Origin of the sequence: Pseudomonas sp. ABFPK, assembly GCF_001586765.1 — a bacterium.
GTDB classification, from domain to species: domain Bacteria; phylum Pseudomonadota; class Gammaproteobacteria; order Pseudomonadales; family Pseudomonadaceae; genus Aquipseudomonas; species Aquipseudomonas asiatica.
The window spans coordinates 128,655-148,863 of record NZ_LQXW01000012.1 but is presented as its reverse complement, the minus strand read 5'-3'; the positions used below and the strand labels follow the sequence as shown (position 1 = coordinate 148,863).

Below are 20,209 nucleotides of genomic sequence, written 5' to 3'. Positions count from 1 at the left end.
TTCGACTATCAGGCCAGCGCTTCGCGCGGCTTGCCGAGCATGCGGTCGCAGGCCACGGCGCCAACCAGGGTCACCACCGAAGGCACCAGCCAGGCCAGGCCCTGGTCGCTCAGCGGCAGGTGAGCCATGAAGTCCGGCAGCACGTGGGCAATGCTGCTGCCCTTGATCGCGTCGACCATGCCGAACAGCAGCGATACCAGCATCACTGGTGCCAGGATGCGGGTCGGCGAGTTCCACAGGTCCTTCACGAAGCTCAGCCCGACCACCACGATGCACGGCGGGTAGATCGCCGTAAGCACCGGGATCGAGAACATGATCAGCTTGGTCAGGCCGAGATTGGAGATCAACAGCGAGAAGCCCGCCAGGATCACCACCAGTGCGCGGTACGACAGCGGCAGCATCTGGCTGAAGTACTCGGCGCAGGCACAGGTCAGGCCAACGGCGGTCACCAGGCAGGCCAGCGCGATCAGCACGGCGAGGAAACCGCTGCCCAGCGAACCGAAGGTGTGCTGCACGTAGGCATGCAGTACCGCCGCACCGTTGGTAGCGTCAGCCGCGATCTCGTGGCTGGTTGCACCCAGTCGGAACAGGCTGATGTACACCAGGGCCAGACCGACGCCGGCGATCAGGCCGGCAATGATGGCATAGCGGGTGATCAGTTTCGGCGACTCGACACCGCGCGAGCGGATGGCGTTGACGATGACGATACCGAACACCAGGGCACCCAGGGTATCCATGGTCAGGTAACCATCGGAAAAGCCCTTGGAGAATGCTGCGGCGGCATAGGCCGGCTGCGCTTCACCGATGGTACCGGCAGGCAGCGCGAAGGCGGCGATGCCCAGCACCGCCAGGGCGATGATCTTCAACGGCGCCAGGAAGCGGCCCACGGTGTCGAGCAGCTTGCCCGGGTACATCGACACGGCCAGTACCACGAGGAAGTACACCAGGCTGTAGATGAACAGCGCCAGCGGGCTTTCGCCGGTCAGCGGCGCAACGCCCACTTCGAACGATACGGTCGCGGTGCGCGGGGTGGCGAACAGCGGGCCGACCGACAGGTAGCACACGGCCGCCAGCAGGCCACCGAAGAACTTGCCGATCGGGCTGCTCAGGGCATCCATGCCGCCGCCGACCTTGGCCAGGGCGACCACGGTGATGACCGGCAGGCCTACGGCGGTAACCAGGAAGCCAAGGGCCGCCATCCATACGTGCGGGCCAGACTGCAGACCGACGATAGGCGGGAAGATGATGTTGCCAGCGCCCACGAAAAGCGCAAACGTCATAAAGCCAAGCGCCAGGATATCCTGGCCTTTGAGAACTTTCATTTAAGGTAGTACCACACTGCTGAAATCGGGATTCGAGAGGGGATTTCCCTTTGGATGAGGGGAAATGCTGCCCGGCTTGATAGGCCAGACCCGTTTAGCGTGTCGTTCCCTTTTGGGGTACGGGCACAGAGTGAGCGCGTAATGTAACTGTTTTGTCAGTCAAACGCACTGGCACAGTACTGCTTGTCCGATGTGCGTACATGTTTGTCGTCTGTGCGACCGAGGACAGCGAGAATTATCCTCGAATTGAAACATTCGTCTGCGTGAAAATTCCTATCAAACCCATCGAAAAATCCATGTTGCCTGTACCGGCCTCTTCGCGGGCTTGCCCGCTCCCACAGGGGATCACCACAGCCCCGGAAAGTGGAGATCTCATGTGGGAGCGGGCAAGCCCGCGAAGAGGCCGGCACAGGAATTCCCCCCCAGAAACGACAAAGGCCACCCGAAGGTGGCCTCTGTGCGCGTGGGGGGTGTAGCAGTATTACTTCTTGACTTCCCAGCCAGTCAGCTCGGCCAGGGCCTTGCCGATGTCAGCCAGGGAACGCACGGTCTTCACACCAGCGTCCTGCAGAGCGGCGAACTTCTCGTCCGCAGTGCCCTTGCCGCCGGAGATGATGGCGCCAGCGTGGCCCATGCGCTTGCCCGCAGGTGCGGTAACACCAGCGATGTAGGAAACGACAGGCTTGGTGACGTTGGCCTTGATGTAGGCCGCAGCTTCTTCTTCAGCCGAACCGCCGATCTCACCGATCATGACGATCGCTTCGGTCTTCGGGTCTTCCTGGAACAGTTTCAGGATATCGATGAAGTTGGAGCCCGGGATCGGGTCACCGCCGATGCCGACGCAGGTCGACTGGCCGAAGCCGGCGTCGGTGGTCTGCTTCACAGCTTCGTAGGTCAGGGTGCCGGAACGCGAAACGATACCGACCTTGCCTGGCAGGTGGATGTGGCCAGGCATGATGCCGATCTTGCACTCGCCCGGGGTGATGACACCTGGGCAGTTAGGGCCGATCAGGGTCACGCCCAGCTCGTCGCACTTGACCTTGGCATCCAGCATGTCCAGGGTAGGAATGCCCTCGGTGATGCACACGATCAGCTTGATGCCGCCGAAGGCAGCTTCCAGGATCGAGTCCTTGCAGAAAGGAGCCGGAACGTAGATCACCGAAGCGTCGGCGCCGGTAGCTTCCACAGCTTCTTTCACAGTGTTGAACACTGGCAGGCCCAGGTGGGTGGTGCCACCCTTGCCTGGGGTTACGCCGCCGACCATCTTGGTGCCGTAGGCGATGGCCTGTTCGGAGTGGAAAGTACCCTGCGAGCCGGTGAAGCCCTGGCAGATGACTTTGGTGTCTTTATTGATCAGGACGCTCATTACTTGCCCTCCGCAGCTTTGACAACTTGTTGAGCAGCGTCGGTCAGGCTGGTTGCCGCAATGATGTTCAAACCGCTTTCTGCCAGTACTTTAGCGCCCAGTTCGGCGTTGTTGCCTTCAAGGCGAACGACAACCGGAACTTTCACGCCGACTTCTTTCACTGCACCGATGATGCCTTCGGCAATCATGTCGCAGCGAACGATGCCGCCGAAGATGTTGACCAGAACGGCCGCAACATTGCTGTCGGACAGAATGATCTTGAACGCTTCGGTAACGCGCTCTTTGGTAGCACCACCGCCAACGTCGAGGAAGTTGGCCGGCTTGCCGCCGTGCAGGTTGACGATGTCCATGGTACCCATGGCCAGGCCGGCACCGTTGACCATGCAGCCGATGTTGCCTTCGAGGGCAACGTAGTTCAGTTCGAACTTGGCAGCGTGGGCTTCACGGGCGTCGTCCTGCGACGGGTCGTGGAAGGTCTTCAGCTTCGGCTGACGGTACATGGCGTTGGCGTCGATGTTGATCTTGGCATCGAGGCAGTGCAGGTCGCCGTCGGCCTTGATCACCAGCGGGTTCACTTCCAGCAGGGCCAGGTCGTGATCCTTGAACAGCTTGGCCAGACCAACGAAGATCTTGGCGAACTGTTGAACTTGCTTGCCTTCCAGGCCCAGCTGGAATGCCAGCTCGCGACCCTGGAACGGCTGAGCGCCGACCAGCGGGTCGATGGTGGCCTTGAGGATCTTCTCAGGCGTTTCGTGAGCGACTTTCTCGATGTCCACGCCACCTTCGGTGGAAGCCATGAACACGATACGGCGGCTCGAACGATCGACTACAGCGCCCAGGTACAGCTCTTTGGCGATGTCAGTGCAGGATTCGACCAGAATCTTGGAGACGGGTTGACCGTTGGCATCGGTCTGGTAGGTAACCAGATTCTTGCCCAACCACTGTGCAGCGAACGCCTTGGCGTCTTCTTTGCTGCGAACCAGCTTGACGCCGCCCGCCTTACCGCGACCACCCGCGTGAACCTGGGCTTTTACCACCCACTCGTTCCCGCCGATCTTGTCGCAGGCTTCTGCAGCTTGCTCAGGGGTATCGACAGCGAAACCCTTGGAAACTGGCAGGCCGTACTCAGCGAACAGCTGCTTACCCTGATACTCGTGAAGATTCATGCTTTTTACCGTCTTCGTTAGGTACTGCGCTTCGGCGCTGCGCCATCACTGGCGCCGCACCACCTGTGACCGTTGACCCCGGGTTTTCCCGTGTGATCCGGTCCGGCGGACTTTCCGCGGTGAGTCATGCACGCAAGACTCACGACGGGCAGCCCGCCGTGGTTTCTTATAATTAACGCTTCTTACGGTTGGCCACGTGAATGGCGCCGCCATTCACTGCCAGCGCTGCTTCATGCAACGCTTCGGACAGGGTCGGATGGCTGAAGACCATCATGCCCAGATCCTCGGCACTGGTGCCGAATTCCATTGCGATTGCGCCCTGCTGCACCAGTTCGGCAGCCGATGGGCCAATCACGTGTACACCCAGGACGCGGTCGGTCTTGGCATCGGCGATGACCTTGACGAAACCACCGGTGTCGTTGGCAGCCATCGCACGGCCGCTGGCCGCGAACGGGAAGGTGCCCACGTTAACCTCAACGCCCTCGGCCTTCAAGGCCTGTTCGGTCTTGCCGACCCACGCGATTTCCGGGTGGGTGTAGATGACCGACGGGATCAGGTCGTAGTTCATCTGGGCCTTGTGGCCCTTGATGCGCTCGACCACCATGATGCCCTCTTCCGAGGCCTTGTGGGCCAGCATCATACCGCGCACCACGTCACCGATGGCATACACGCCCGGTACGCTGGTAGCGCAGTAGTCGTCGACGAAGATGTAGCCACGCTCATCGATGGTCACACCGCTGTCGGCAGCCAGCAGGTCGGTGGTCACCGGGCGACGGCCGACCGCGACGATCAGCTTGTCGAAGGTGATCTTCTGCTCGCCGTTGGCGTCGGTGTAGGTCACTTCGACTTCGTTGCCGTTGACTTTCGAGCCGGTGACGCGCGCACCCAGTTTGATGTCCAGGCCTTGCTTGGTCAGGGTCTTCTGGGCTTCTTTCGACACGGCGGTGTCGGCAGCCATCAGGAAGGTGTCCAGGGCTTCCAGGACGGTGACTTCAGCACCCAGGCGAGCCCATACCGAGCCCAGCTCCAGGCCGATCACGCCAGCACCGATAACGCCCAGGCGCTTCGGCACGGCCTGGAATTCCAGGGCGCCGGTGGAGTCGACGATGACGTTCTGGTCGACCGGAGCCGGTGGAATGTCGATCGGGCGCGAGCCGGAAGCCAGGATCACGTTCTCGGCTTCGATGACTTCGGTGGTGCCGTCAGCCTTGGTGACTTCGACTTTCTTGCCGGCCAGCAGTTTGCCGTGGCCCTGGATCGAAGTAACGCCGTTGGCCTTGAACAGGGTGGCAACGCCACCGGTCAGGTTCTTGACGATGCCAGCCTTGCGGCCAACCATCGCGGCGACGTCCATCTTCACTTCGCCAGTGGAGATACCGTGGACGTTGAAGCTCTCTTTGGCTTCCTTGTACTTCCAGGAGCTGTCCAGCAGCGCCTTGGAAGGAATGCAACCTACGTTCAGGCAGGTGCCGCCCAGGGCCAGCTTGCCCTCGGCGTCGGTGTACTTCTCGATACAGGCAGTCTTCAGACCAAGTTGTGCGGCCTTGATGGCAGCAACATAGCCGCCAGGACCTGCACCAATCACCACTACGTCGAATTTCTGGGTCATAAAAGATTCCTTATCAGCTACAAGCTACAAGCCGCGGACCGCGCGGCATGGCTTCCTGCGAAGCCAGGGCCGGCACGGTACGCAGCCAGAGGGTTAGATGTCCAGCAGCAGGCGAGACGGATCTTCCAGCAGGTTCTTGATGGTGACCAGGAAGGTTACCGCTTCCTTGCCGTCGATCAGGCGGTGATCGTACGACAGCGCCAGGTACATCATCGGGCGAATCACGACCTGACCATTGATGGCCATCGGGCGCTGGATGATGTTGTGCATGCCGAGAATGGCGGCCTGCGGCGGGTTGACGATCGGGGTCGACATCATCGAACCGAAGGTACCACCGTTGGTGATGGTGAAGGTGCCGCCAGTCATCTCTTCGATGGCCAGCTTGCCATCACGAGCCTTCTTGCCGAAGGTGGCGATGCCGTTCTCGATTTCCGCCAGGCTCATCGACTCGGCGTTACGCAGTACCGGCACCACCAGGCCACGGTCGCTGGACACGGCAACGCCGACGTCGGCGTAGCCGTGGTAGACGATGTCGTTGCCATCGATCGAGGCGTTGACAGCCGGGAAGCGCTTCAGGGCTTCGGTGGCAGCCTTGACGAAGAACGACATGAAGCCCAGGCGCACGCCGTTGTGGGTCTTCTCGAACAGGTCCTTGTACTTCGAACGCAGGGCCATGACTTCGGTCATGTCGACTTCGTTGAAGGTGGTCAGCATGGCCATGCTCGACTGGGCTTCGACCAGACGCTCGGCGATCTTGGCGCGCAGGCGGGTCATCGGCACGCGCTTCTCGGTGCGGTCGCCAGCGGCAACGACAACCGGGGCAGCAGCGGCAGCGGCGGCAGGCTTGGCAGCTGCAGCAGGCGCCGACTTCTTGTTGGCGACGGCAGCGACGACGTCTTCCTTGGTGATGCGACCGCCTTTGCCGGTGCCGGCAACGGTAGCCAGGTCGATGCCGTTCTCTTCAGCCAGCTTGCGCGCGGCCGGGGCGGCAACCGGGTCTTCTTCGCCAGCGTCGGCAGCAGCGGCAGCCGGGGCAGCAGCGGCCGGGGCGGCAGCTGGTGCAGCAGCGGCAGCACCGCCTTCAACGATCGAACCCAGTACTTCGTCGGACAGGACGGTGTCGCCCTCGCCCTTGACGATGGCGCCCAGCACGCCGTCGGCGGTGGCCAGTACTTCCAGGACGACCTTGTCGGTCTCGATGTCGACGATCAGCTCGTCACGCTTGACGGCATCGCCCGGCTGCTTGTGCCAGGTGGCAACGGTGCCATCGGCAACCGATTCCGGGAAGGTTGGGGCTTTGATCTCGATAGCCATTATCTGTGTTTCCTTAAATTCGGTTTCAGGTGCGCGAAGGCATTAAACAGTGAAGGCGTCTTGCAGCAGTTTTTCCTGCTGTTCGGCGTGCTTCGATGCGTAACCACAGGCTGGCGCGGCGGAAGCGTCGCGGCCGGCGTATTCCAGGACCAGTGCCTTGTTGTGGCGGCCCAGGATACGGCGCATGTGGTGCTGGCTGCTGTACCAGGCGCCCTGGTTCATCGGCTCTTCCTGACACCAGACCGCATGCTTGAGGTTGGTGTAAGGCGCCAGGATTTCGACCAGGTCGTCCTCAGGGAACGGATACAGCTGCTCGATACGCACGATGGCGATGTCTTCGCGGCCTTCGGCACGGCGTTTTTCCAGCAGGTCGTAGTAAACCTTGCCGCCGCACAGGACCAGGCGTTCGACCTTGGCCGGATCGAGGCTGTCGATTTCCGGGATCACGGTCTGGAACGAGCCTTCTGCCAGGTCTTCCAGGGTCGAGATGGCCAGCTTGTGGCGCAGCAGCGACTTCGGCGTCAGCACGATCAGCGGCTTGCGCAGCGGACGGATGACCTGGCGACGCAGCAGGTGGTAGATCTGGGCCGGGGTGGTCGGTACGCAGACCTGGATGTTGTGCTCGGCGCACAGCTGCAGGTAACGCTCCAGGCGCGCGGAGGAGTGCTCCGGGCCCTGCCCTTCATAACCGTGTGGCAGCAGCATGGTCAGGCCGCACAGACGGCCCCACTTGTGCTCGCCGCTGGTGATGAACTGGTCGATCACTACTTGCGCACCGTTGGCGAAGTCACCGAACTGGGCTTCCCAGATCACCAGCGCGTTCGGCGTGGTGGTCGAGTAGCCGTATTCGAAGGCCAGTACCGCTTCTTCCGACAGGAAGGAGTCGTACAGTTCGAACTGAGGCTGGCCCGGGAACAGGTTCTTCAGCGGTACGTAGGTGCTGGCGTCCTTCTGGTTGTGCAGCACCGCGTGACGGTGCGAGAAGGTGCCACGGCCGATGTCCTGGCCGGTCATGCGGATCGGGTGACCTTCGAACTGCAGGGTGGCGTAGGCCATGGTCTCTGCATAACCCCAGTTGATCGGCAAGCCACCGGCCTGCATCTTCTGGCGGTCTTCGTAGATCTTGGCGACCTGGCGCTGGACGACGAAACCTTCCGGGATCTCCAGCAGCTTGGCCGACAGTTCCTGCAGGGTCTTGAGGTCGAAGCGGGTGTCGTGACGCGCGGTCCAGGCATGGCCCAGGTATGGACGCCAGTCGACGAACAGCTCGCGGTTCGGCTCCTTGACCAGGCTCTTCACCACGTGCAGGCCGTTGTCCAGCGCGTTGCGGTACTCGTCGATCTTGGCCTGGGCGCGCTCGGCATCGATGCGGCCGGCCTGGATCAGTGCCTCAGCGTACAGTTCACGCGTGGTGCGCTGCTTGCTGATCTGCTGGTACATCAAAGGCTGGGTGCCGTTCGGCTCGTCGGCCTCGTTGTGGCCGCGGCGGCGGTAGCAGACCAGGTCGATGACCACGTCACGCTTGAACTGCATGCGGTAGTCGATGGCCAGCTGGGTCACGAACAGCACGGCTTCCGGGTCGTCGCCGTTCACGTGCAGGATCGGCGCCTGGATCATCTTGGCAACGTCGGTGGCGTACTCGGTGGAGCGCGCGTCCAGCGGGTTGCTGATGGTGAAACCAACCTGGTTGTTGATCACGATGTGCACGGTGCCGCCGGTCTTGAAACCGCGGGTCTGCGACATCTGGAAGGTTTCCATGACCACGCCCTGGCCGGCGAATGCTGCGTCGCCGTGGATCGAGATCGGCAGTACCTTGTCGCCAACGGTGTCGTTGCGGCGGTCCTGACGGGCGCGCACCGAACCCTCGACCACTGGCGAGACGATTTCCAGGTGGGACGGGTTGAACGCCATGGCCAGGTGCACTTCGCCACCCGGGGTCATCACGTTCGAGGAGAAGCCCTGGTGGTACTTGACGTCACCGGAGCCCAGCTCGTTCATCTTCTTGCCTTCGAACTCGTCGAACAGCTCGCGCGGGTTCTTGCCGAAGGTGTTGACCAGAACGTTCAGGCGGCCACGGTGGGCCATGCCGATCACGACTTCCTTGGTGCCGTAGGAACCGGAGCGCTGGATCATCTCGTCCAGCATCGGGATCAGGCTTTCGCCGCCCTCGAGGCCGAAACGCTTGGTGCCCGGGTACTTGGTGCCCAGATATTTCTCAAGGCCTTCACCGGCGGTCACGCGCTCGAGCAGGTGGGCCTGCACGTCAGCGGAAAACTCCGGACGGCCGCGCACGCTTTCCAGACGCTGCTGGAACCAGCTGCGCTGCTCGGAATCGACGATATGGGTGAACTCGGCGCCAATGGTGCGACAATATGTCTTCTGGAGCGCCTCGAAGATCTCGCGTAGGCTCGCCTCCTCTTTGCCGATGAACAGGTCGCCGGCACGGAAGGTCGTATCAAGATCGGCATTGGTCAAGCCGTAGTGATTGATCGACAGGTCTACGGGCGCAGGACGCTGCCACAACCCCAACGGGTCGAGCTTGGCAGCCTGATGGCCGCGCATACGATAGGCCTGGATCAGTCGCAGAACTTCAACCTGCTTCTTCTCGTGTTCACTGCTCACGCTCCCGGCGGATACCGGTTGGGCGCGGCGCTGGTTCTTTGCCAGCAGTACGAAATGGTCGCGGATTGTCGAGTGCGATACATCGGTAGCGGTGCTGCCGTCGGCGGGCAACTTCTGGAAGTAGGTGCGCCACTCTTCTGGCACAGCGTTAGGGTCGTGCAGGTAGAGCTCATAAAGCTCTTCCACATATGCAGCGTTACCACCTGAAAGGTGGGCGCTTTCCCACATGCGCTGCATCACGCTTTCTTGCATGCTTGGTCACCCTCGGTTAGGGGACTGATCGGCGAGAGCCACAGCAAACCTGGAAAAGTCCGAATACAGCGACTGAACCACGCCACTTGGATCCTGCTGATTTTCCGGGTACCAGCCCGGAAGCCCCTGCTGGTCTCATATCTTCATAGGTAATGAACGCAGGCTTTGTGGGCCCTTGTTCGGGTTTTACCTCAGTGCGGGCTCACCACCCGCACCTCGGCTTACTGCAGGTACAACTCTTTGTATCAGGTGCCGCTTTGCAGCAGCATGTTACGTACGTGGCCGATTGCCTTGGTCGGGTTCAGACCTTTCGGGCAAACGTTGACGCAGTTCATGATCCCGCGGCAGCGGAATACGCTGAACGGGTCATCCAGGGACGCCAGGCGCTCCTGGGTCTTGGTGTCACGGCTGTCGGCCAGGAAGCGATAGGCCTGCAGCAGTGCGGCGGGGCCCAGGAACTTGTCCGGGTTCCACCAGAACGACGGGCAGGAGGTCGAGCAGCAAGCGCACAGGATGCACTCGTACAGGCCGTCCAGCTTGTCGCGGTCTTCCGGCGACTGCAGGCGCTCGATGGCCGGTGCCGGGGTGTCGTTCTGCAGGAACGGCTTCACCTTCTCGTACTGCTTGTAGAAGATGCTCATGTCGACGACCAGGTCACGAATGACCGGCAGGCCCGGCAGCGGACGCAGAATCAGCTTGTTGCCCTTCACCACCGCCGACAACGGGGTGATGCAGGCCAGGCCGTTCTTGCCGTTGATGTTCATGCCATCGGAACCGCAAACGCCTTCACGGCACGAGCGACGATAGGAGAAACCTTCGTCCTGTTCCTTGATCAGTGCCAGCACGTCCAGAACCATCAGATCCTTGCCGCCGGTATCGACCTGGAAGGTCTGCATTTTCGGCGCCGAATCGGTGTCCGGGTTGTAACGATAAACTTCGACTTGCAACATAGCGGCCACCCTTAGTAAGTCCGGACTTTTGGTTCGAAGGCTGGAACAGTCTTCGGCGCAAAGTTGACGCCACGCTTGGCGACGCGCTTCTCACCCGGGTAGTACAGGGTGTGGCACAGCCAGTTTTCGTCGTCACGGTCTTCGTAGTCTTCACGGGCGTGAGCGCCGCGGGACTCTTTACGGGCTTCTGCCGCGATGGCGGTAGCTTCGGCGACTTCCAGCAGGTTCTGCAGCTCCAGCGCTTCGATACGCGCGGTGTTGAAGGCCTGGGACTTGTCGTTGATCTTGACGTTGGCGATACGGTCACGCAGACCGGCCAGCTGCTCGATACCCTTCTGCATGTATTCGCCAGTACGGAATACACCGAAGTAGTTCTGCATGCAGCTCTGCAGCTCGCGCTTCAGGCTGGCAACGTCTTCACCGGTGGTGCGCTCGTTCAGCTTGTTCAGGCGGTTCAGGGCAACATCGACGTCGGTGTCGCTGGCGTCGCGGTATTCCACGCCTTCGGTCAGCGCCTTCTCCAGGTGCAGGCCGGCAGCACGGCCGAACACCACCAGGTCGAGCAGCGAGTTGCCACCCAGGCGGTTGGCACCGTGAACAGATACGCACGCCACTTCACCTACGGCGAACAGGCCCGGGATGATGTGGTCGTTGCCTTCGGCGTCCATGGTAATGGCCTGGCCATGAATGTTGGTGGCAACGCCGCCCATCATGTAGTGGCAGGTCGGGATGACCGGTACCGGCGCGACCACAGGGTCGACGTGGGCGAAGGTCTTGGACAGCTCGCAGATACCTGGCAGGCGGCTGTGCAGCACTTCCTCGCCCAGGTGATCCAGCTTCAGCAGTACGTGGTCCTTGTTCGGGCCCACGCCGTTGCCGGCGATGATTTCCTTGACCATGGAACGGGCGACCACGTCGCGGCCGGCCAGGTCTTTTGCGTTCGGCGCGTAACGCTCCATGAAGCGCTCGCCGTGGGCGTTGATCAGGTAGCCACCCTCACCGCGGCAACCTTCGGTGACCAGTACACCGGCGCCGGCGATGCCGGTCGGGTGGAACTGCCACATTTCGATGTCCTGCACCGGCACGCCGGCACGCAGGGCCATGCCCACGCCGTCACCGGTGTTGATCAGGGCGTTGGTGGTGGAGGCGTAGATACGGCCGGCACCGCCAGTTGCCAGCACGGTGGCCTTGGACTTGATGTACAGGGTCTCGCCGGTTTCGATGCAGATCGCGATCACACCAACGAATGCGCCGTCCTGGTTCTTCACCAGGTCAACTGCGTAGTACTCGTTGAGGAAGGTGGTGCCGGCTTTCAGGTTGCCCTGGTACAGGGTGTGCAGCAGCGCGTGACCGGTACGGTCGGAAGCGGCGCAGGTACGGGCAGCCTGGCCACCCTTGCCGAAGTCCTTGGACTGGCCACCGAACGGACGCTGGTAGATGCGACCGGTTTCGGTACGCGAGAACGGCAGGCCCATGTGGTCCAGCTCGAAGACCGCAGCCGGGCCTTCCTGACACATGTATTCGATAGCGTCCTGGTCACCGATGTAGTCGGAGCCCTTGACGGTATCGTACATGTGCCAGCGCCAGTCGTCGTTCGGGTCGGCCGAAGCGATGGCGCAGGTGATGCCGCCCTGGGCGGATACAGTGTGCGAACGGGTCGGGAAGACCTTGGTGACCACGGCAGTCTTGTGGCCGCCTTGAGCCAGCTGCAGCGCAGCGCGCATGCCGGCGCCGCCGCCACCGATGATGATGGCGTCGAAGGAAATGGTTGGAATGCTAGCCATGGATCAGATACCCCAGAGAATCTGCACACCCCAGACGAAGTAAGCGAACATCGCAACGCCGCATACCGCCTGGAACAGGAAACGAATCGCAGTAGCCGACTTGCCGAACGACATAGGCGTCAGGTAGTCGGTCGCAATGGTCCACATGCCGACCCAGGCGTGAGCGCCCAGGGCAACGAGGGCCAGCAGACTGAAGATCCGCATCGCGTTGTTGGAGAACAGACCATGCCACTGGGTGTAGTCGATGCCTGGGTGGGCGACCACGTAGCCGATCAGGAAGAGGAAGTAAGCCGCGAGAACGACCGCAGAAACGCGCTGCGCCATCCAGTCATAGAGGCCCGAACGCGACAGGTTCGTGACATTGGTTACCATACCCAAACTCCCACCAGAACGATCAGCACCACGGAGATGACGATCACGATTTTCGAGCCCAGCTTGCCGCCTTCCAGCGTCTCACCGATGCCCATGTCCATGATCAGGTGACGAACACCTGCCACGAGGTGATAAAGCAGGGCGGACAGCAGGCCCCAGGTCACGAATTTGGCCAGCGGGCTGGTCAGACACGCCTTCACCTCACCAAAGCCTTCCTCGGAACCCAGCGACTTGCCCAGTGCATAAAGCATGATGGCAAGGCCGAGGAACAGGATGACGCCGGAGATACGATGCAGGATGGACGTGTACGCAGTGACGGGGAGCTTGATGGTCCTTAGGTCTAGGTTTACAGGTCGTTGGCTTTTCACGGCTTTTTTCACACTGAAGAGCCCCTAGCGAATCAGGGCAAAGTTGTTGGTAAGTGTACTGGTCAGGTACCCACCACCCAGGGAACGGCGACCCCCAGCAGTTCGGGCTTGCAAGCCCCTGGCGGTCGGGTTGCGAGTATAGACAGTTAGGCTGCTTATGACAACGTGACGGGGTAGCCCAAATAGCGCATTGCCTTTAGCGCACAAAAGGCGTAAATGGGCGAGAATATCGCGAAAAATCAGGCCTCAATGCCTGTTTCAACAAGCCTTTAGGCAAATTGACATCTGAATTTATCCCTCTATAGTGGTGCGGGCCCTGCGTGGGGGGTCTGTCTGATGATTTCAAGCATTAATAGGAGGCCACATGGCTGACAAAAAAGCGCAGTTGGTCATCGAGGGCGCTGCCCCCGTCGAGCTGCCCATTTTAACCGGCACCGTTGGTCCTGATGTAATCGACGTCCGCGGGTTGGGGGCCACTGGTCACTTCACCTTCGACCCTGGTTTCATGGCGACTGCCTCGTGCGAGTCGAAGATCACCTACATTGACGGCGACAAAGGTATCCTGCTGCACCGCGGCTACCCGATCGAGCAGCTCGCCGAAAAGTCCGACTACCTCGAAACCTGCTACCTGCTGCTCAACGGCGAACTGCCGAATGCCGAGCAGAAGGCCCAGTTCGTCAGCACCGTGAAGAACCACACCATGGTTCACGAGCAGCTGAAGTCCTTCTTCAACGGCTTCCGCCGCGACGCCCACCCGATGGCGGTGATGTGCGGCGTGGTTGGCGCCCTGTCGGCGTTCTATCACGACTCCCTGGACATCAATAACCCGCAACACCGCGAGATTTCCGCGGTGCGCCTGGTCGCCAAGATGCCGACCCTGGCCGCGATGGTTTACAAGTACTCCATGGGCCAGCCGATGATGTACCCGCGCAACGACCTGTCGTACGCGGAAAACTTCCTGCACATGATGTTCAACACCCCGTGCGAGATCAAACCGATCAGCCCGGTGCTGGCCAAGGCGATGGACCGGATCTTCATCCTCCACGCCGACCACGAGCAGAACGCCTCCACTTCCACCGTTCGTCTGGCCGGTTCGTCGGGTGCCAACCCGTTCGCCTGTATCGCCGCCGGTATCGCCGCACTCTGGGGCCCGGCCCATGGCGGTGCGAACGAAGCGGTACTGACCATGCTCGATGAAATCGGCGATGTCTCGAACATCGACAAGTTCATCGCCAAGGCCAAGGACAAGAACGACCCGTTCAAGCTCATGGGCTTCGGTCACCGCGTGTACAAAAACCGCGACCCGCGCGCCACCGTGATGAAGCAGACCTGCGACGAAGTCCTGCGCGAGCTGGGCATCAAGAACGACCCGCAGCTGGAACTGGCCATGCGCCTGGAAGAGATCGCCCTGACCGATCCGTACTTCATCGAGCGCTCGCTGTACCCGAACGTCGACTTCTACTCGGGGATCATCCTCAAGGCAATCGGCATTCCGACCAGCATGTTCACCGTGATCTTCGCCCTGGCACGTACCGTGGGCTGGATCTCGCACTGGAAAGAAATGCTCTCCAGCCCGTACAAGATCGGCCGCCCGCGCCAGCTGTACACCGGCGAGCAGAAGCGCGACATCGTTGCGCTGCAGGACCGCAAGTAAGCTTCCCTAGCCGAACGCAAAAAGGCTGCCCTCGGGCAGCCTTTTTTATTTCTGCTCGACACAATGCCTCAGTTTTTCTCCGCCCGCTCCCGCAACCCTTTCAGGGTATTGAACGGCGCATCCACCACGAACTTGTTGGCCACCATCGCCGGCACGCTGCCACCCGGTTCGGTGTGCACCTGATAGGTCACTTCCGTGCTGTCGCCCTTGGGCACCAGCTTCCAGAAGCCTTCGACCTTCGCCACCCGCACAAAGCCCTTCTCTTCCGGGATATAGGTCGGCTCTTCCTTCAGGTTGCGCACCAGGCTGCCATCAGCCTCCTTCACAGTAGTCACATGCAACACCGAGTCCCGCGGCGTCACCGGCCATGGCGTATTGAACTGGGTGTAGGTCCAGCTCTGGTCACCTTCGTGCTTGAGCAACTTCTGCAACTTGCATTCGTGAATCCAGGCACAGGCCCCGACCACATCCTCTTGCAAGGCCTGCACCTTGGCCAGCGGCGCCTTGATCACGGTAACGCCTTGATAGGCCTTGTACTTGGAACCAGCCACTTCGCTGAGGGAAACCTTGATCCCCTCCTCGTCCTTGGCTACCTGCCAGTTTTCGGCCCAGGCCGCAGGCGACAGCAGAACACCCATGCCACACAGCAGAGCAATACGCTTGAACGATCTCATCATGTTTATCCTTGTTTTCGAAGATCCAGCCTGTCACGCCGCCGTTATCTGTTCCCACCAGCCGAGAATCCTTATGGCCTCATCACGATCACTGCCACACACCTCGACATCCGCCTTGAAACCACCACACACCGCAGGCCGTTCGGGCTTGCCGAACAAGTCGCAGAGGTTGTCGACAGTCAGGTGCAGGCAGCGCTCGCCAGCCGGCTTGCCATTGGGCATGCGCGGCATCGCAGAGGTGATGGACGGGGCGATGCAGCAGGCACCACAGCCCTCACGACAGTTCATGGCTATTCACCAAAATAAGGACTCCCTGGAACAAAACGGGACGAACGTCCCTGGATAGTAACCGCTCAAACAGGCGTTTGAAATTACTGGCACGATGAAATCTGCCATGACCCGGCAGTCAGTTCGCCAGCTACTGGCGGTACTCGAAATCGATGGCCGCCCCTTCCACTTCCCGACGGCTGTCATTGCGTAGCTGCAGCTGCATTTCATTGCTGATCAACCGGCCATTGAGCTGGAACGGGCTGTCGCTGGTCTCCGGCTTTTCAGTGAACATGGGGGGCAGAAGAGGTTTGCGACGCTGTATCGGCGACAGGCTGCCCACATCTGGCTCAAGGTTATCGACCATCTCGGCCGGCAGGCTGAGGTCGAGCTTTGCCTTGGGTAGCGGCTTGGCAACCTCCTTGCTCACCTGCTTGCGCGCCGGCCTGGCCTTGCTGTTACCGGCTTTTTTTGCTGATTGTTTGTGCGCTGGCCTGGCTGCGGCCTTCTGCACCGGCTTGACCGCCTGCGCCTGGCCTGCCGGCTGCGCAGCCTGGGCAACACCAGCCAGGCTGCAGAGCGGTACAAGGCACAAGATCAGGGCAAAACGGCGCAGAGCATTCATGGCAAATGGACAGACTGGCAGCAAAAGTGCGTATGCTCCCTGTTCCACAGGCGCGTGGCAAGCCTATAAAAATGCCGCCGCTGGCTCCCGACACAATTGCTGGGCAAGCAAACCGAGAGTGATCACCGCGCGCTCGGCTTCCTTGTTCCAGGGTATGCCGCAATTAAGGCGGATGCAGTGGTTGAATTGCTCGGTGTTACTGAAGATCAGCCCCGGCGCAATACTGATGCCCTGCTCCAGCGCACGCACATGCAGCTCCTGGGTGTTGACCCGCCCCGGCAGGCTCACCCACAGGATGAAACCGCCCGTCGGCCGGGTCATCTGGGTACCCTCGGGGAAGTGTTGCTGCACCGCCAGCTGGTAGGCACTGAGGTTCTTGCGGTACTCCTGGCGAATGTAACGCAGGTGCCGGTCGTAGCCGCCATTCTCCAGGTAGGCCGCCACACCCATCTGCGTCACGCTACAGGCCGAGTGAGTGGTGAAGGTTTGCAGGCGCTGGATCTCGTCCTGATAGCGCCCGGCAATCATCCAGCCAACTCGAACACCAGGGGACAGCGTCTTGGAAAAACTAGAGCAATAGATTACTCGGTCCAGGCGGTCGAATGCCTTGAGCGCCTTGGTCTTGCCTTGCTCGAACATCAGCTCGCCATAGATGTCATCCTCGACGATCTGGATATCGAAGTCCGACGCCAGGCGCAGCAACTGCTTCTGCCGCTCTTCCGGGACAGTGCCACCCAGCGGGTTACTAAGGCGCGCGGTCAGAACCAGGGCCTTGATCGACCACTGGTTGGCGGCCAGTTGCAGCGCCTCGAGGCTGATGCCGGTGGACGGGTCACTGGGGATCTCGATCACCTTAAGGCCCAGCAGGTCGGCCAGTTGCAGCAGACCGTAATAGGTGGGCGATTCGGCCGCGATCAGGTCGCCTGGACGAGTCAGCACGCGCAGCGACATCTGCAGCGCATCGACACAGCCATGGGTCACGATCACTTCACGCGGGTCGACCAGTACGCCGGCATCACGCATGCGAATGGCGATCTGCCGGCGCAGCGGCTCGAAGCCGGGGCTGAACATGTAGCTGAAGGCACGCGGGCTGTGGAAGCGTGTCACCTTGGCAATCTGCTGGTGTAAAGCACGGACCGGCAGGTAGTCGACATGCGGCACAGCGGCGCCGAACGGGAACACGCCATCACGGCGAGCCTCGGTCAGTACCTGCTGGATGATACTGGCGCGGGTGACCAGGCCGGGGCGCTCCACGCGGGCGATGTCCGGGGTCTGCGCCGTCAGGGCCGGGGTCTGGTGCACGTAGTAGCCGGACTGCGGCCGCGCACGAATCAGCCCCTGGTCCTCGAGATTGGCATAGGCCTGCAGCACCGTGGCATGGCTGACATTGAGCTGGGCGCTCATCTTGCGCACGGAGGGCACCCGCTCGCCTGGCTGGTAGACACCACGACGGATGTCATCGGCCAGTTGCTGGGCGATACGCTGGTACAACAGCAGGTTGGTCATGGCGGCAGACTCGTTATTCTTGTACGGCTCAGTGACGGTAGAGGATACCGTAACAGTTGCAGAGTGTACTGGAACAGAATGCAACATAGTCGACAATACAATAGCGTGACAGCTATCGAAACGATTAAGCCGACAAACTGCCGGGGGTGCGCCGCCCCTGTGGGAGCGGGTTCACCCGCGAAGCAGGTGACGCGGTGGATGGCACCGGCTTTGCCGGTGTTCGCGGCTAAAGCCGCTCCCACAAGAGCAGTGCCAAACTCAAGGCATGCACAACGCCTGTAGGAGCGGCCTTGTGTCGCGAAAGGACCGCAGAGCGGTCCCCGGTATTTCAAAGACTCAGCGTGCTGGCGCCAGCTTGCCCTTGTCATCGGAGAACACGATCTCCACCCGACGGTTCTGCGCCCTGCCCCGCTCCGAGGCATTGGCCTCGATCGGGTACTGGTCGCCATACCCCTCGACCTGCAGGCGCTTCTCGTCGATACCCAGGTCTACCAGCATGTCGGCCACGGCTTGCGCCCGGTCACGGGACAGCTTCAGGTTGTCCTCGGCCGGGCCGGTGCTGTCGGTATAGCCCTCGATCCGAACCACCCGGCGCGGGTTGAGCTGGAGGAACTGCACCAGCTTGAGCACGGTACGGCTGGCTGAGTTCTTCAGGTCGGCGCGGCCGGTGTCGAACAGCACGTCCCCCAGGGTCATCACCAGACCACGGTCGGCCTGCTCCGAGGCCAGCGCGGCGATCTGCGATTCGACCCACTTGCCCTGCTGCTGAACACTGGCCAGCTTGGCCTCGCGCAAGGCCAGCTGCAGGCGCTGGCGCTCCAGGTCGAGCTTGGCCTGGCGCTCCTGGTTCAACGCCAGCTTGGCATGCTCACTGGCAATTTCGCTGTAGCGCTGGCTCAGGTAGGCGTAATGGCGCACGTCGGCACCGGTGCCGATGTAGCTGGACAGGCGCTCGGCACGGGCCAGCGACTCGCCTGCGCGAATCACGTCGCGCGGCGCGCTGCGCAGCACATTGGAATCATCCTTGACCTTCTGGAAAGCTGCAGTGGCATCATCCAGCGCTGCGCTGCTGCGCTGGCTGGCGCAACCTTGCAAACCTGCCGCCAGCGCCAGCACTGCCAGCGCGGCCAATGGCATGCGACGGATCATGGCTGCACCTCCAACTGCTTGCGCAGGCGCTGGACCCGCGACTGCAGCAGTTGCAGCTGCTCTTCGCTCTTCTGGTTCAGTACCTGGGCCTCGGCCAGACGCGCATCCAGTTCGGCCTGCTCGGCACGCATGCGCGCATCGCGGTAGTCTTCGGTGAGCATGTTGGTCTTGGCCCTGGCCAGCTTGTCTTCAGCCAGCTTGAGCGCATCGACCTGCTCGGTGGCACCGACGGCCCTGGCCTGCTCCAGTGCCTGTTCGGAGATGCGCATCTGCTCGTTCGGGGCCGGATCGTTGGCGCAGCCAGCCAGGCCGAGCACGGCCAGGGCAAGGATTAGTGGTTGGGTTCTCACGCAATCTTCCTAGTGTTTGGGGGCGTCCGACGGCACCTGCAACTGCGCTTTCCAGCGCTCGACATTACGTTGCAGCACAGCCTCGGACGCACCGGAGATCGGCAATTCTGTCAGTTTTTTCGCCAGTTGCCCACGCAACCAGCTGTCATTGCAGGCCGAATTGTGCGACAGGGCCAGATACAGGCCCGGCCGATCCACCGGCAGGCCGCGGGCGATCAGGTCATTGCTCATGCCCAGGCTTTGGGCCATGGCCATGCCCGAATAGCGGCCAGCGAGCACATAATCCACCTGGCCGAGCACCAGCTTCTGGAATGCCTGGGTCAGGTTCTGTGCCGGCACCAGCTTCAGCTGGGCCTTGGCGAAAGCGGTAAAGGCCGGGGTCAGCCGAGCGCGCTCGGACAAACTGCCTTGGTACTGGGCCAGGTCAGCCGGGCCCTCGAAGGCCAGTGTGGCGTCGTGGCGCGTCCACACCAGGTATTCGTTGAGCTGCAGGGGTGGATGGATGTAGTCCAGCGCGGTCAGTTGCTCCACCTGCATGGGGGTGTCGAGCAGCAGGTCCATCCGCCCGCTACGTACTTCTTCCAGCGCCTGGTCACGACGGCCGGCGCTCAGCACCTCCACTTTCACACCCAGCTCGCCAGCCACCTGGCGCAGCAGGTCGACGTTGGCGCCGACCAGTTGTTTCGGGTCATTGGGGTCCTGCCATGAATAGGGCGGAGAATCAGGGCTGCCGGTTGCCACCAGGCGTTCACACTTGCCCGCCGCCATGGCCAGCGGCGAAACCAGCACCGCCAGGCATGCCAGCACCCCGCCTGCTTTACGCAGCACCATTGCTCACTCCTTGTACAGACCAAAAAAA

General features: G+C 61.5%; 18 protein-coding genes. 1 reads left to right on the top strand and 17 read right to left on the bottom strand.

Annotated features, from left to right (window positions below):
* Positions 1 to 8: 8 nt before the first annotated feature.
* The 10 genes from brnQ to sdhC all read right to left on the bottom strand — a co-directional run bounded on the left by brnQ (position 9) and on the right by sdhC (position 13,137).
* Entirely contained in the window at positions 9 to 1,322 is a 1,314-nt protein-coding gene (gene brnQ, locus WM94_RS09865; RefSeq protein ID WP_004375997.1) for a branched-chain amino acid transport system II carrier protein, read from the bottom strand.
* Positions 1,323 to 1,803: 481 nt separating this feature from the next.
* On the bottom strand, positions 1,804 to 2,688 hold the full coding sequence (gene sucD / locus WM94_RS09860; protein WP_004376004.1) for a succinate--CoA ligase subunit alpha: 885 nt from the start codon (positions 2,686 to 2,688) through the stop codon (positions 1,804 to 1,806).
* Positions 2,688 to 3,854: an ADP-forming succinate--CoA ligase subunit beta gene (sucC, locus tag WM94_RS09855; protein WP_003254205.1), complete on the bottom strand. Its 1,167-nt coding sequence runs from the start codon at positions 3,852 to 3,854 to the stop codon at positions 2,688 to 2,690. The genes sucD and sucC overlap by 1 nt, the downstream gene beginning before the upstream one ends.
* Before the next feature lie 172 nt (positions 3,855 to 4,026).
* A complete protein-coding gene (lpdA, locus tag WM94_RS09850; protein ID WP_013973439.1) occupies positions 4,027 to 5,463 on the bottom strand; it encodes a dihydrolipoyl dehydrogenase in 1,437 nt (478 codons plus the stop codon).
* A gap of 93 nt (positions 5,464 to 5,556) precedes the next feature.
* A complete protein-coding gene (gene odhB / locus WM94_RS09845) occupies positions 5,557 to 6,777 on the bottom strand; it encodes a 2-oxoglutarate dehydrogenase complex dihydrolipoyllysine-residue succinyltransferase (protein ID WP_025339969.1) in 1,221 nt (406 codons plus the stop codon).
* Positions 6,778 to 6,819: 42 nt separating this feature from the next.
* Positions 6,820 to 9,651, bottom strand: a complete 2,832-nt coding sequence (locus WM94_RS09840) for a 2-oxoglutarate dehydrogenase E1 component (RefSeq protein WP_013973441.1) — start codon at positions 9,649 to 9,651, stop codon at positions 6,820 to 6,822.
* Between the two features lie 245 nt (positions 9,652 to 9,896).
* Positions 9,897 to 10,601 carry a succinate dehydrogenase iron-sulfur subunit gene (locus tag WM94_RS09835; protein WP_011534752.1) on the bottom strand — a complete coding sequence of 235 codons (705 nt, stop codon included), beginning with the start codon at positions 10,599 to 10,601 and terminating at the stop codon, positions 9,897 to 9,899.
* A gap of 11 nt (positions 10,602 to 10,612) precedes the next feature.
* The gene (sdhA, locus tag WM94_RS09830) at positions 10,613 to 12,385 is read right to left on the bottom strand and encodes a succinate dehydrogenase flavoprotein subunit (protein ID WP_013973442.1); all 1,773 of its coding nucleotides are present in this window, start codon (positions 12,383 to 12,385) and stop codon (positions 10,613 to 10,615) included.
* Positions 12,386 to 12,388: 3 nt separating this feature from the next.
* Positions 12,389 to 12,757: a succinate dehydrogenase, hydrophobic membrane anchor protein gene (sdhD, locus tag WM94_RS09825; protein WP_003254214.1), complete on the bottom strand. Its 369-nt coding sequence runs from the start codon at positions 12,755 to 12,757 to the stop codon at positions 12,389 to 12,391.
* Complete coding sequence (gene sdhC / locus WM94_RS09820) at positions 12,751 to 13,137, bottom strand: succinate dehydrogenase, cytochrome b556 subunit (RefSeq protein WP_012315350.1); 387 nt, start codon at positions 13,135 to 13,137, stop codon at positions 12,751 to 12,753. The genes sdhD and sdhC overlap by 7 nt, the downstream gene beginning before the upstream one ends.
* A 352-nt stretch (positions 13,138 to 13,489) precedes the next feature.
* On the opposite strand from sdhC, the gene gltA reads away from it, so the two are divergent.
* Positions 13,490 to 14,779, top strand: coding sequence for a citrate synthase (gltA, locus tag WM94_RS09815; protein WP_013973445.1), 1,290 nt, complete (start codon positions 13,490 to 13,492; stop codon positions 14,777 to 14,779).
* Between the two features lie 68 nt (positions 14,780 to 14,847).
* On the opposite strand, the gene WM94_RS09810 is transcribed toward gltA, so the two are convergent.
* From WM94_RS09810 to WM94_RS09780, 7 genes are all read right to left on the bottom strand, one after another.
* Positions 14,848 to 15,453, bottom strand: a complete 606-nt coding sequence (locus WM94_RS09810; RefSeq protein ID WP_061304243.1) for an START domain-containing protein — start codon at positions 15,451 to 15,453, stop codon at positions 14,848 to 14,850.
* Between the two features lie 33 nt (positions 15,454 to 15,486).
* Positions 15,487 to 15,741, bottom strand: coding sequence for a YkgJ family cysteine cluster protein (locus WM94_RS09805; RefSeq protein WP_023661894.1), 255 nt, complete (start codon positions 15,739 to 15,741; stop codon positions 15,487 to 15,489).
* 130 nt (positions 15,742 to 15,871) lie between these two features.
* Positions 15,872 to 16,345, bottom strand: a complete 474-nt coding sequence (locus WM94_RS09800; protein ID WP_061551084.1) for a hypothetical protein — start codon at positions 16,343 to 16,345, stop codon at positions 15,872 to 15,874.
* Positions 16,346 to 16,408: 63 nt separating this feature from the next.
* A complete protein-coding gene (locus WM94_RS09795; RefSeq protein WP_013973449.1) occupies positions 16,409 to 17,851 on the bottom strand; it encodes a PLP-dependent aminotransferase family protein in 1,443 nt (480 codons plus the stop codon).
* A 336-nt stretch (positions 17,852 to 18,187) separates the two neighbouring features.
* On the bottom strand, positions 18,188 to 19,000 hold the full coding sequence (locus tag WM94_RS09790; protein ID WP_015271099.1) for an OmpA family protein: 813 nt from the start codon (positions 18,998 to 19,000) through the stop codon (positions 18,188 to 18,190).
* Positions 18,997 to 19,350 carry a DUF4398 domain-containing protein gene (locus WM94_RS09785; RefSeq protein WP_013973451.1) on the bottom strand — a complete coding sequence of 118 codons (354 nt, stop codon included), beginning with the start codon at positions 19,348 to 19,350 and terminating at the stop codon, positions 18,997 to 18,999. The genes WM94_RS09790 and WM94_RS09785 overlap by 4 nt, the downstream gene beginning before the upstream one ends.
* Positions 19,351 to 19,359: 9 nt before the next feature.
* Positions 19,360 to 20,181, bottom strand: a complete 822-nt coding sequence (locus tag WM94_RS09780) for an ABC transporter substrate-binding protein (protein WP_061551083.1) — start codon at positions 20,179 to 20,181, stop codon at positions 19,360 to 19,362.
* Positions 20,182 to 20,209 lie beyond the last annotated feature (28 nt).

Coding starts and splice junctions, on each gene's coding strand:
- sucD (WP_004376004.1), bottom strand. CDS start 2,688: ATGAGCGTCCTGATCAATAAAGACACCAAAGTCATCTGCCAGGGCTTC.
- sdhD (WP_003254214.1), bottom strand. CDS start 12,757: ATGGTAACCAATGTCACGAACCTGTCGCGTTCGGGCCTCTATGACTGG.
- WM94_RS09795 (WP_013973449.1), bottom strand. CDS start 17,851: ATGACCAACCTGCTGTTGTACCAGCGTATCGCCCAGCAACTGGCCGAT.
- WM94_RS09810 (WP_061304243.1), bottom strand. CDS start 15,453: ATGAGATCGTTCAAGCGTATTGCTCTGCTGTGTGGCATGGGTGTTCTG.
- odhB (WP_025339969.1), bottom strand. CDS start 6,777: ATGGCTATCGAGATCAAAGCCCCAACCTTCCCGGAATCGGTTGCCGAT.
- WM94_RS09800 (WP_061551084.1), bottom strand. CDS start 16,345: ATGAATGCTCTGCGCCGTTTTGCCCTGATCTTGTGCCTTGTACCGCTC.
- WM94_RS09840 (WP_013973441.1), bottom strand. CDS start 9,651: ATGCAAGAAAGCGTGATGCAGCGCATGTGGGAAAGCGCCCACCTTTCA.
- WM94_RS09790 (WP_015271099.1), bottom strand. CDS start 19,000: ATGATCCGTCGCATGCCATTGGCCGCGCTGGCAGTGCTGGCGCTGGCG.
- gltA (WP_013973445.1), top strand. CDS start 13,490: ATGGCTGACAAAAAAGCGCAGTTGGTCATCGAGGGCGCTGCCCCCGTC.
- WM94_RS09780 (WP_061551083.1), bottom strand. CDS start 20,181: ATGGTGCTGCGTAAAGCAGGCGGGGTGCTGGCATGCCTGGCGGTGCTG.
- WM94_RS09805 (WP_023661894.1), bottom strand. CDS start 15,741: ATGAACTGTCGTGAGGGCTGTGGTGCCTGCTGCATCGCCCCGTCCATC.
- sucC (WP_003254205.1), bottom strand. CDS start 3,854: ATGAATCTTCACGAGTATCAGGGTAAGCAGCTGTTCGCTGAGTACGGC.
- sdhA (WP_013973442.1), bottom strand. CDS start 12,385: ATGGCTAGCATTCCAACCATTTCCTTCGACGCCATCATCATCGGTGGC.
- lpdA (WP_013973439.1), bottom strand. CDS start 5,463: ATGACCCAGAAATTCGACGTAGTGGTGATTGGTGCAGGTCCTGGCGGC.
- WM94_RS09835 (WP_011534752.1), bottom strand. CDS start 10,601: ATGTTGCAAGTCGAAGTTTATCGTTACAACCCGGACACCGATTCGGCG.
- brnQ (WP_004375997.1), bottom strand. CDS start 1,322: ATGAAAGTTCTCAAAGGCCAGGATATCCTGGCGCTTGGCTTTATGACG.